The 10791-nt window shown below is 63.8% G+C and carries 10 protein-coding genes, 1 pseudogene and 1 riboswitch; of the genes and pseudogenes, 4 read left to right on the forward strand and 7 right to left on the reverse strand.

Going from position 1 to position 10791, the window contains the following annotated elements; translation table 11 throughout:
- Window positions 1-11 precede the first annotated feature (11 nt).
- From AC0L3E_RS30910 to AC0L3E_RS30920, 3 genes are all read right to left on the reverse strand, one after another.
- Window positions 12-998 carry a FecCD family ABC transporter permease gene (locus tag AC0L3E_RS30910; RefSeq protein WP_127331546.1) on the reverse strand — a complete coding sequence of 329 codons (987 nt, stop codon included), beginning with the start codon at window positions 996-998 and terminating at the stop codon, window positions 12-14.
- Window positions 999-1133: 135 nt separating this feature from the next.
- On the reverse strand, window positions 1134-2081 hold the full coding sequence (locus tag AC0L3E_RS30915; RefSeq protein WP_473606423.1) for an ABC transporter substrate-binding protein: 948 nt from the start codon (window positions 2079-2081) through the stop codon (window positions 1134-1136).
- 49 nt (window positions 2082-2130) lie between these two features.
- Window positions 2131-2919, reverse strand: coding sequence for an ABC transporter ATP-binding protein (locus AC0L3E_RS30920; RefSeq protein ID WP_128309872.1), 789 nt, complete (start codon window positions 2917-2919; stop codon window positions 2131-2133).
- A 162-nt stretch (window positions 2920-3081) separates the two neighbouring features.
- A riboswitch (cobalamin riboswitch) is annotated at window positions 3082-3288 on the reverse strand.
- 256 nt (window positions 3289-3544) lie between these two features.
- Between AC0L3E_RS30920 and AC0L3E_RS30925 the strand changes: the two genes are divergently transcribed.
- Window positions 3545-4378 (forward strand): AraC family transcriptional regulator, encoded by an 834-nt coding sequence (locus AC0L3E_RS30925; RefSeq protein ID WP_473606424.1) that lies wholly within the window; start codon window positions 3545-3547, stop codon window positions 4376-4378.
- Window positions 4379-4382: 4 nt separating this feature from the next.
- On the opposite strand, the gene AC0L3E_RS30930 is transcribed toward AC0L3E_RS30925, so the two are convergent.
- The 3 genes from AC0L3E_RS30930 to AC0L3E_RS30940 are packed head-to-tail and all read right to left on the reverse strand — an operon-like array spanning window position 4383 to window position 8000.
- On the reverse strand, window positions 4383-5522 hold the full coding sequence (locus tag AC0L3E_RS30930; RefSeq protein WP_473606425.1) for a DSD1 family PLP-dependent enzyme: 1140 nt from the start codon (window positions 5520-5522) through the stop codon (window positions 4383-4385).
- Complete coding sequence (locus AC0L3E_RS30935) at window positions 5522-6799, reverse strand: D-arabinono-1,4-lactone oxidase (RefSeq protein ID WP_473606426.1); 1278 nt, start codon at window positions 6797-6799, stop codon at window positions 5522-5524. Before AC0L3E_RS30935 ends, AC0L3E_RS30930 begins: the two co-directional genes overlap by 1 nt.
- Before the next feature lie 13 nt (window positions 6800-6812).
- A complete protein-coding gene (locus AC0L3E_RS30940) occupies window positions 6813-8000 on the reverse strand; it encodes an MFS transporter (RefSeq protein WP_473606427.1) in 1188 nt (395 codons plus the stop codon).
- 124 nt (window positions 8001-8124) lie between these two features.
- On the opposite strand from AC0L3E_RS30940, the gene AC0L3E_RS30945 reads away from it, so the two are divergent.
- Complete coding sequence (locus tag AC0L3E_RS30945; protein WP_473606428.1) at window positions 8125-8751, forward strand: TetR/AcrR family transcriptional regulator; 627 nt, start codon at window positions 8125-8127, stop codon at window positions 8749-8751.
- Window positions 8752-8778: 27 nt separating this feature from the next.
- On the opposite strand, the gene AC0L3E_RS30950 is transcribed toward AC0L3E_RS30945, so the two are convergent.
- Entirely contained in the window at window positions 8779-9630 is an 852-nt protein-coding gene (locus AC0L3E_RS30950; RefSeq protein WP_473606429.1) for an ATP-grasp domain-containing protein, read from the reverse strand.
- A 112-nt stretch (window positions 9631-9742) separates the two neighbouring features.
- Here AC0L3E_RS30950 and AC0L3E_RS30955 point away from each other — a divergent pair, with 112 nt between their 5' ends.
- Together AC0L3E_RS30955 and AC0L3E_RS30960 are read left to right on the forward strand one after the other, a co-directional pair.
- Window positions 9743-10540: a class I SAM-dependent methyltransferase gene (locus AC0L3E_RS30955; RefSeq protein ID WP_473606430.1), complete on the forward strand. Its 798-nt coding sequence runs from the start codon at window positions 9743-9745 to the stop codon at window positions 10538-10540.
- Between the two features lie 165 nt (window positions 10541-10705).
- A pseudogene (locus AC0L3E_RS30960) lies at window positions 10706-10791 on the forward strand (co-chaperone GroES); the annotation flags it as partial.

Consider the following 10791-nt stretch of genomic DNA (forward strand, 5'->3'; position numbering starts at 1 on the left):
CGAGGCCGCACTCAAAGCCGGTTGCGGATGAGCATGGTGACGACGAAGAACGCGCCGACCGAGCTGGTGATGATGCCGATCGGCAGTTCCTGCGGCGGCAACAGCGTTCGAGCCAGAAGGTCGCTGGCCAGCAACAGCACCGCGCCGAACACGGCGCAGCTGGCAACCAGGCGCAGGTGCAAGGGGCCCGCCAGCGGCCGCGACAGATGCGGGATCATCAGCCCGACGAAGCCGATGACGCCGGCGACCGAGACCAGGATCGCCGTCGAGAAGGCGGCGACGAGAAAGGTCATCCTTCGCATCCGCGCCACCGGCACGCCCAGGCTTTCGGCGGCGTTTTCGCCGGCCAGGAAAGCATCGAGCCGGCGGTGGTTCCACAGCGCGTAAGCCAGGATAGTGCCCGCACCCAAGGCGCCGAGCCAGATATTGTCCCAGCGCGCCAGGCCGAGCCCACCCATGGTCCAGAACAGCACGGAGTGCGCGGCGCGCTGGTCGCCGGCAAAGACAAGATAATTGGTCAAGGCGGTGAACATGAAGGACACGGCAAGGCCGGCAAGGATCAGCCGCTCCGGGCCTTGCCCCCTCACCCGCGCAACCAGCAGCAGGACGACACCGGCAGCCAATATGCCGCCGGTGAAGGCCGCGACCGGCAATGTCCAGATGCCGAAACTGTCTCCGAAGACGGTGATGACGGAAACCGCACCCGCGGCGGCGCCCGACGACAGGCCGAACAGGAACGGGTCGGCAAGGTCGTTGCGGGTCACCGTCTGCAGCAGCGCACCGACGACGCCGAGACCGGCCCCGACGCAGATGGCCAGGACCGTGCGCGGCAGCCGCAGATCGACGACGATCTTGCCGACCGGCCCGGACACGTCGTGCCCACTGAAGCCGATTGCGCGGCCAAGTGCTGCAACAACGTCGGTCAGCGGGATCAGCGTCGAGCCATAGGCGATCGACAGCAATGCGAGAGCAGCGATCGCCGCCGCTCCCACCAGCATGGCCAGTGCGAATGCCGGATGGCGCAAACCTGGAAATGCGTCGTGTCTGTCAGGACGCGTGCGACGCACTTCCAGGATCTTTTGCTCATGCATGTCGTTGCCCCAAAACCGCTGCGCACTTTTGGGCGACAGGCATCAAAACGCTTCCGGATGCATGGCCTTGGCGATTTTGTCGATCGCTTCGATATTGGCGGGTCCGGGTGTCAGTTCGGCATAGCGCAGGGCGACGAAGCGCTCGTTCTTGACCGCGTCCGTCTCTTTCATGGCCGGATGGACCTTCAGGAAATCGAGCAGCTTCTTGTAGCCGCCGCCACCCTGGTAATCGAGCAGGATGAGGAATTGCGGATTGCGCGACGCCACCGTTTCCCAGTCCGTGTTGCCCCAGCTGGTGTCCATGTCGGCCATGATGTTGTCGCCGCCGGCGGCTGATATCATGGCGCTGGGGATGGCGAACTTGCCTGCTGTGAACGGTTTGTCCTCGCCGGAATCATAGAGAAACACTCGCGTACCCTTGCCGTTGCCGACCTTGGCGGTGATGTCGGCGAGCTGCTTCTTCCAGCCGGAGACAAGCTTCTCCGCCTCGGCCTCCTTGCCGAAGATCTTGCCCAGCTTTTCGACGTCGCCATAGAGCAGGTCCATCGAGGCGGCTGGGCGGCTCTTGTCGAGATGCACGCAGCTTTCCGTCAGCACCAGCGTCTTGATGCCGTGCGGAGCAAGCGTATCGGGTGTCACCTCGCCGCCCGGCTTCATGCCATAATACCAGCCGGCGAAGAAGAAATCCGGCTCGACCGCGACGAGGTTTTCGAGCGTCGGATATTTCGGCGCCAGTTCCGGGATCGAACCCTGCTCGGCCTTGAATTCGGGACCCACCTTGTACCATCCGGTGATGCCGGTCAGGCCGACGATCGACGGCTGCAGTTTCAGCGCGAAAGCCATCTCGGCCATGTTGAGATCCTGGATGACGGCGCGCTTCGGCGGCGCATCGAAGGTCAGCGGCTTGCCGCAGCTGTCGACCGTGACCGGGAAGGCCAGGGCTGTCGAGGCCAGCAGCGAGAAGACAAGCGAAAAGGCCAGGCGTTTCACGGATTTGCTCCTTGTGGATGGGATTGGGTCGACTACGAAATGGCTTCAATCACGACGGCGGCGCGGCACGGTTCGGCACATCGAACACCGTCAGTTCGCGGTCTTCGGTCGGATGGCGCAGACGCAGCACATCGATGCCGAAAATCTCGCGGATCAGCTTTTGGGTCAGCGCTTCGCGCGGTGCGGCGAGCGCTTGCAGACGGGCATGGTTCATCACCGCCACCCTGGTGGCGAACGGTGCCACCAGCGCCAGATCGTGCAGCACCGCGATCACCGTCATCTCGAAGCCTGCCACGAGGTCGAGCAGTTCGCCGCGGGCGCGCGGGTCGAGATGGTTGGTCGGCTCGTCGAGGAACAGGATTTTTGGCTGCTGGGCGATGGCGCGCGCAAGTTGGGCGCGCTGGCGCTCGCCGCCCGACAGCGAGCCGATGGTGCGGCCAAATAGCGGCAGCAGGCCGGTCCGACGCAGTGCATCGACGACGATCTCGCGCTCCTCGCTCCTGCGCCGCAGCCCGGCGTGCGGAACCCGGCCAAGCTCGACATAGTCGATCACCGCCAGCCGCGGATCGGGCTGGTCGGTCTGGCCGACCACGGCAATGTGCAGCGCCCGTTCGGCGGCTGAAATCCTGTCCAGGAGGCGCCCGCCGAGCTTCACCTCGCCGGAGCTCGGACGCAGCATGCCCGACAGCATGCGCAGCAGCGTCGTCTTGCCGGCGCCGTTGGGACCGATGATGGCAAGGCGATCGCCGGCGGCCACCGAGAAGCTGACCGCCTGAACCAGATCCCGCCCATTCGCCGTGACGCAGAGGTCACGGGCTTCGAGAAGCGCTACGGTCATCGGCTGCTGCCCGCCGGCTTGCCGGGACGGCAAAGCGTATATACGACGATGCGATGGATGGAGCCGTCCAACTTTCCGTCACTTTCCAAAACTGGCGACGGAAGGAAGCTGGCGAACCGGCCGACAAGACCGGGATTCGCGTTTCCTCCCGGCACACCCCGTCCGGTCAACTCAGTGATGGCAGGTCTCCTGGCTCACGGGTCGTTGCGCCATCCAGCCTTCCCAGCCTTGCCGGCCAGTGGCATTCACGGATTTTGCTCGCCGCTTACAGTTGCGGGGGCAGCCACGGTCTCGACCTGAGCAGGCCTCACCGTGTTCCCTTTTCACCCCTCGCCTTTCGACTCGGGGACCATCACCGCTTCAGCGTAGATTTGCGCCGATCGCTTCGCAATGGATTTCTCGGACGGAGTGGTGGGCCAGCTAAGGGAAACAGGCATCGCATGCTCTCTTTATGTAATAATATAACATACCTAAGAGATGACGCCGGTCGCTGTCAAGCGAAAGCTCATGGGGCGGTTGGCCGGATGGCGACCGGCGTCGGCGCAGATTGCACGGGATGCGCAATTTCGATCAAACTGGCCTTGGGGAAAGGCGCCAAGATGATCCGGCCAATGCGAGGAGCAAAATGAACCCGACCGAGAAAGCGCTGTGGTTCGTCGAAAGCCATCTGCCGGAGGCGATCTCGCTTGATGATGTCGCGCAAAGCAGCGGCGTGTCGCGTTTTCATGTGACGCGCGCCTTCGGCGCCGCCACCGGCCGGTCGGTGATGGGCTACATGCGCTCACGCCGGCTGACCGAGGCGGCGCGCAAGCTGGCGGGCGGGGCGCCCGACATCCTCGCCGTCGCGCTCGACGCCGGCTACAACTCGCATGAGGCGTTCACTCGTGCCTTCCGCGATCAGTTCGGCACCACGCCGGAACTGGTGCGCGCGCAGGGCACACTCGACAAGCTCGACCTCGTGGAGCCGATCCTGATGGACCAGTCCCTCCTCACCAATCTCGAACCGCCGCGTTTCGAGACCAGCCGGCCGTTCCTGATCGCCGGCCTCGGCGAACGCTACAGCTGCGAAACCAGCGCCGCCATTCCGATGCAATGGCAGCGCTTCGGCCCCTATATCGGCAACATCCCGGGCGAGACCGGCAACGTCGCCTATGGCGTCTGCGTCAACGGCGACGATGCCGGCAATTTCGACTACATCGCCGGCGTCGAAGTGTCTGACTTCTCCGACCTGCCCAGGGACTTCTACCGGGTGCGGGTGCCGGCGCAGAAATATGCGGTCTTTGCCCACCGCGAACACATCTCGACCATCCGCCGGACGGTCAACACGATCTGGAACAAATGGCTGCCGGCCTCCGGGCATGAGATCGCGGACGCGCCGGAATTCGAACGCTACGGCCCCGAATTCGACCCGCGCAGCGGCAAGGGCGGGCTGGAGATCTGGATACCGGTGAAGGCGTAGTCGGTCAGGCCATCGGCAACGCCGGCCAGCGATCGGCGATCCGGCCGCCGGAAAACACCGCGATCGACCCGAACTGCTGCAGCACGGCTTCGCTCTGCGTCGGCCTTAGAAACGCGTAGTCGCCGGGCTTTGCGGCCGCGTCGGCGGGCAAGCCCATGAATTGCTGGTTGGAGGACAGGCCGAGCAGCCCGTTCGCCTTCATGCCTTCTGGGAAGACCGGCTCGGCCATCCACTTGCCGCCATAGAGGTAGCAACCCTTGCGCGGGAACCGGCCGAGCGCCTGCAGCAGGCGGGTGACGGCCGGCGGGCCGGGCAGCATCGGCTCGACCATTTTCAGGATCGGCGTGGCGATGAAGGCCGCCGGCTGGAAGCCGTCGAGGCCTGGCGTATCGAAGTCGCTGGGCAGCACAAAGGCCGAGCCCATCGAGACCTCATTGGCCGCGCCGCCATGATGAAGCAGCGCGGTCTTGCTGCCGCCGATGTTCAGGATGCGGCGCTGGTCGGCGCCGAGACAGGCGACGAACGCCGAGGCCTGCGCCGACGCCTTTGCCAATGCCTTTGCCGGTCCGCCGAAAAGGCCAGGAATGAGCGGCGCATGCGCCTCGTAGGCCATGACGCCTTCGCAATGCAGCCGGGCCGGCAACGCGCTCAACGCCTCCGACAAGGCGTCAGGATTGGCGAACCCGCCGCGATGCAGCCCGACATCGATCTCGAAAGCGATGCGCAGGCCGATGCCGAGTTCGTCTGCCAGCGCGCCATATTCCGCCAGTCTTTCCTCGCTGTCGATCAGCCAGCAGACGCGCGACCAGTCGGTATCGGCTTTCACCAGCGCCGCCCTTGCCGCGCCGATCGGCATCGGCTTGCCGTAGAGCAGATCGGCATCCGGGAACGCCTTCAGCACCGCCTCGCTGATCGGCGGGTGGAAGGTCATGAAGCGCTCACTGCCAAGCGCCTTGCCGATATACGCAAGCAGCGGCATGCACGCGAGCGATTTGTCGACCAGCCGCACCGCCAGCCCGGGATCGAGTCTGCCCTTCACCAGGGCAATATTGCCGTCCAGCCGGTCGCGATCGAGCAGCAGGCAGGGTTGGAAGATGCCGGCTTCCTTCAGCGCATCCGAGAGGGTGGAAAAATAGGTGCTCATCATTCGATGCCGAACAAGCCGGCCATGTAGGGCGACACGAAGCGGTTTTGCGGATCCACGTCGCGGCGCACCGCCATGGCGTCGTCCCAGCGCGGATAGAGCTTTTTCAGCTCCGCCGCTTTCAGGCTGTGCATCTTGCCCCAATGCGGCCTGCCGCCATATCTGCGGAAGATCGGCTCTGCCGCCCGCATGAACGGCAGAGGATCGTTCGCTGCATCATGGTGGATGGCGATGGAGCAGGTCAGCCTGTTGTAGAATGGCGAAAGCCAGAACTGGTCCGGCGCGACCGAGCGCACCTCCATCGGGAAATAGACCTCGGGAAAGCGCTTCTCGGTCAGCTCGATGATCTCGGCCAGCGCCTTCGGCCCTTCCTCGAACGGCAAATGATATTCCATCTCGTTGAACTTGGTCTGCCGGTCGCTGGCATAGACGTTGAGCCAGTCCTGCACGTAGTCCTCGGCGGGAAATCTGGCGGCCGCCGAACGGATCAGGCGGCCACGCAGCGATGGCAGCCAGGCAAGTGAGGTGCGCAGCCGACGCAGCGTCCTCAAACCCGCCTCGTCCTCTTCCGGCGGCCGTGCGGTGGGTGCGGCGTCGCTGAAATCGCTGGCGATGAACTGCGCATAGCCGGAGAACGGAATGTAGTAGAATTCGGCCGAGCGATGCGCGGCCATCATCGCCTCGAAGTCGCGCAGCATCTCAGTGATCGGCAGCACATATTTGCGGCGGCGCAACCGGTAGGTCGCGATGTTGTTCAGCGTCACTTCGGTGAGCACGCCGAAAGCGCCGAGCGCGACGCCCATGGCGTGGATCATGTCCTGATCCCCTGCCCGCTTGAAGTCGCGGACCTTGCCAAGTCCGTCGACGATCTGCACCGTCTCCAACTGCGTGTGATAGGCGCCGAGCGTCGGTCCCGAGCCATGCGTGGCGGTACCCAGCGCGCCGCCGATCGCCTGGCGGTCGATGTCGCCCATGTTGGGCAGGCCCTGGCCAATGCCTTGCAGGATGCGCATCAGCGGGCCGAGCCGGGTCCCTGCCCGCACCCGCGCCTGATGTTTTTGCGCGTCGTGCGAGACCAGCCCTTCCAGCCTCTCCAGGGACAGGATCGTGCCTTGCGATTTCACCAGCGGCGTGAAGGAATGACCGGCACCGGCGACGCGCACCGGGCCAGGCGCGGTCCGGACGAGATCACCGAGTTCACCGGCATCGCCGGGGCTGGCGATCAGCTTGGGCTCGGCGCTTACAAAGCCCGACCAGTTGCTCCAAATGTTCGACATGCCACCTCCCCGCTCAGGCAACCGCACGACGGTGACGCGACACAAGGACGAAGAGACCGAGCAGCGCCACGCTGGCGACCGCGCTGGCGGCGGCGAATTCCGGCACCGGCCGGAAATCCTTGCCATCGATGAGCAGCGACGCCGCGATCGGCCCGATCGCCAGGCCGAAAAGCTGGGCTGCCGGCACCAGCAGCACAGCGGTGCGCGTCTCGTCGGCGGTGATCGCCAGACGGATCTGGTAGGGCACGATGAACAGCAGGATAAAGCCCATGGCCAGGGCAGCGACCCAGAACGTCGTCAGGCCGGGGCTACTGGCAAGAACCAGGGAACTGACAAGCGCCACGACACCGATGACGGCGATGGTAGGGCGATAATCGATGCGCGCCTCGAACGCGGTTGCCGTCATCGCCCCCAGGACCTGCACGGCGAGGCTGGCCGAGACGATCAGGCCGACGGTGCGGCCATCGATGCCGTATTGCGCGCCTAGCGGCTCCAGGAAAGCCCAGACCGCGCCGAAGAACATGAAGTAGCAGAAGACCGACAACAGCGCGGTCATCGAGGGAACCGTCAGCACGTTGGCCAAATTCTCTTCCTTGGGCAGGTCGGCATAGTCACCGGGTACGGTGAAAGCGACCGCCAGCGACACGACGCAGACGACGGCAAGAACGATGAAGCCGCCCGCCGACCCAGCGGCCGGGATGACATAGAGCGCCAGCAACAGGGCGAGCGCGCATTGCGCCAGCGTCTGCATGGTGACGAAATAGCCGCCGATGCGCTCGGCGCGCCGCGAGCGGGCGATCAGTTCGGTGGCGATGGCGACCAGACCGCCCTCGGCGAGCCCGGCCAGGGCGCGGGCCGCAATCAGCGTGCCGGCGCTCGCGGCATAGGCCGTCCACACATTGGCCAGCGCCAGCAGCAGCAGAAGGACGGCACTTTTCCAGCGCATGTGGTGCGCCGAAAGCAGCATCGCCACGACAGCCGAACCGATGGCAATAGCGATCATCTCGGCTGTGGCGACCAGCGCCAGTTCGTCGCCGCTGACATGGCCTTCGGTGTAGAGAGCTCCAAGCAGCACCGGCTGCAGGCCGAGGATGAGCAGGCCGACCGAACCGATCCACAAGGCCGAGGCGAGCTGCCAGCCGGTCGGATTGCCGACCAGCCAGTCGCCACTGCCTGCGTGGCCGGTATCTGTCGAAGCCAAAGGCGCCTCCCAACGTCCTTGCCGTGCGGCAAAAAAGCTGACAACCTGTCAGTATTTCAGAAACTGATACTTGATCATATTTCTTGTCAACCGGAATTTGGGAAGCCGTGCGAAAGATCGGTGCATGACGGAATTGAAGAGAATGGCGACCGAGCCGAGGCGCAGGCCCAAGCAGGAACGCAGCCGCGAGCGCATCGACGCGATCCTGTCGACGACCATGCGGCTGATCGGGGAAAAGGGTATCGACGCCGTCACCATGAAGGAAGTCGGCATGCTGGCGGGCGGGCCGATCGCCACCGTCTACCACTATTTTCCCAACAAATCGGCGATCCTGGCGATGCTCTACGAGCGGTTTTCAGAGGTCAGCCGGGCACGGCTGACGACGATCATCGCCGAAATCCGCGAGGCGAACGACGTGATCATGGCCGCTGACCGGCTGCTCGATGATTATCTCAGCCGTGTCGCCGGCGATCCGGCCATCCAGGATCTGCAGAACGCCATCCAGGCCGACAAGGCGCTCAAAAACCTCGACATCGCCGAAACCCGACACCAAGCCAAAATGTTCTGCGACCACGTCATCGCCTTGCTCGAGCCCGAGAGGCGCGAGCAGTTCGAACGCATGGTCCTGCTGATCTTCCAGCTCGCCGGCGGCGTGGTGCGCCTGGCGCTCGCCGAGGGCGAAGCGGAAAGCCGCCAGACCATCGAGGATTACCGGTCTATCATTCACACACAGCTGCGGCTGTTTCTATAGGGCGTCCGCGGCGATCTCAGCCGCGGCCTATTTCGCTCGAGGGATGAGGCCTTCGAAGCCGTGTGTCAGATCGAAAGCGCCGGCCGCGAACATCTTGACGAGATTTTGCGGACGGCCGGGAGTCTTGTTTGCGTCGAGGAGGACGGCCCTGCCCTCATGCATGACGAAATCGAATTTTCCATAGTCAAAGCCGAGTTCACGCCGACGCTCACGCAATTCGTCGGGCACCGGGACGGACTCGCGCCGGATCGTCTCCGCTGCCTTGACCAGGCCGTTCGGGGAGACGTAGCGGGTGCAGCGCTCGCGCTCTCCGCAAAACACCCAGAAACGAACAGCAAAACCGTCGGGTTCTCTCTCCGGAATGAACTTTTCCACGACGAGATCGTCGCAATCAAAGACGCCATCTGGAACGTCGCCGAGAGATCCATGGACCTCATAAGGATGCAAGGCTGGCAAGCGCGGAAACGGCTGCTGTTTCCCGGCACGCTCGGATCGCCGGTTGAGGAGCGTCTCCGGAATACCCCGATTGTTGAGATTGCTTTTGACGATCACCTGACCTTGCCAGCTGTCGGTTCTGTCGACCAATGCGCCGCTGATCCGCCGCTTGGATATGTCGGCGGCGCCGATGTTGAGGCAGAAGGCAAAACTCCGGGCGTAGTCGACATAGTCCGCAGGCGTCACCGTGGCATCGACATGCAATGCCGCCATATCGCCGCTGACCGGCTTCGACAGGCCTTGCTGAACCTGAACCGAGTGGCCGCGCCTTTTCAATTCCGCAAGAATGTCGAACAGCATGTATGGGCTGCTCCTGCGCAGCAGGATGTCGCGCCTGCCCAGGAACCTGTCATGCTCGTGCGTTATCACAACGATGCGCGCCACTATCTACCTCTTGGACCGTCTGTAAATTCTTGAAATGTCTTGGCTTGTCCGACGACCTCTATTAAGCCCCGGCGGGTATCCAAATCCAGGCGTCCAGGGGCCAATAAATTGCATGACAAATCATTGGGACGATTACCACCGCCATTGGAAACTTCTGGAAGCGCCGCTCCGGCCAACAGCGGAAACCGTCGCTATATTCGATCGCGAACTTGATCTCGGAAATGCCGATGTCCTCCTCTTGGGGGTGACCCCGGAATTGGCAATTCTGGGCAAGTCGATGTTGGCGGTCGACCAGTCGGCGGCCATGATTTCCGGCGTATGGGCCGGCGACGACGGCTCGCGAAGGGCAATCGCCGGCAACTGGCTTAACCTGCCCGTGGATCACGCAAGCATCGACGCCGTCATCGGCGACGGATGCCTGTCGGCGGTCGATTCCCAGGCGGCGCGCAGTTCGTTGTTTGGCGAGGTCGCCAGGGTACTGAAGCCTGGCAGGCGCGCAGCGATCCGCGTCTTCGCACGACCGGAAACGGCAGATGATCTGCGCGGCATCGAAGCTCTGGTTCTGGCCGGCGGGGTCGAGAATTTCCACGCGCTCAAATGGCGGATCGCGATGGCGTCCACGACGAACGACCCCGATTTCGCCATCAAGGTGGCAACGATCCGCGATACGTTCGGCAGACTGTTCCCAGACCGCGAAGCTCTTGCCGCAAGGACGGGGTGGAGCATGACCTCGATCAACACGATCGACGTCTATGCCGGCTCGGACATAAGCTACAGTTTCGCGACGCTGGCCACGCTGATCGAAGAGGCCGCCGACTGGTTCGGCGAGGTGCGCGTCGTGCCGAGCGGCAGCTATCCGCTGGCCGAACGGTGCCCGCTTCTGGTACTCGGTTCGGCCAGGCACCGGTAAGTTCATCATCATACCGCCAAGAGCCGCTCCGAGCGCCTTGACTCCGGCGCGCCGCCAGCCTATTTCAGCGCCACGTTAGCACTCGCCTTTGGTGAGTGCTAACCACATGTCCGGCGCCGCCGGATGGAGGAACTGTTTCTCACCGTTCTCATCGAGGAAGAAAAAATGGCAAAGTCGAAGTTCCGCCCGCTTCATGACCGCGTGGTCGTTCGCCGGGTCGAATCCGAATCCAAGACCGCTGGCGGGATCAT

The organism is Mesorhizobium sp. WSM4822 (assembly GCF_055811155.1).

Coding starts and splice junctions, on each gene's coding strand:
- AC0L3E_RS30925 (WP_473606424.1), top strand. CDS start 3,545: ATGAACCCGACCGAGAAAGCGCTGTGGTTCGTCGAAAGCCATCTGCCG.
- AC0L3E_RS30920 (WP_128309872.1), bottom strand. CDS start 2,919: ATGACCGTAGCGCTTCTCGAAGCCCGTGACCTCTGCGTCACGGCGAAT.
- AC0L3E_RS30945 (WP_473606428.1), top strand. CDS start 8,125: ATGACGGAATTGAAGAGAATGGCGACCGAGCCGAGGCGCAGGCCCAAG.
- AC0L3E_RS30930 (WP_473606425.1), bottom strand. CDS start 5,522: ATGAGCACCTATTTTTCCACCCTCTCGGATGCGCTGAAGGAAGCCGGC.
- AC0L3E_RS30935 (WP_473606426.1), bottom strand. CDS start 6,799: ATGTCGAACATTTGGAGCAACTGGTCGGGCTTTGTAAGCGCCGAGCCC.
- AC0L3E_RS30955 (WP_473606430.1), top strand. CDS start 9,743: ATGACAAATCATTGGGACGATTACCACCGCCATTGGAAACTTCTGGAA.
- AC0L3E_RS30910 (WP_127331546.1), bottom strand. CDS start 998: ATGCTGGTGGGAGCGGCGGCGATCGCTGCTCTCGCATTGCTGTCGATC.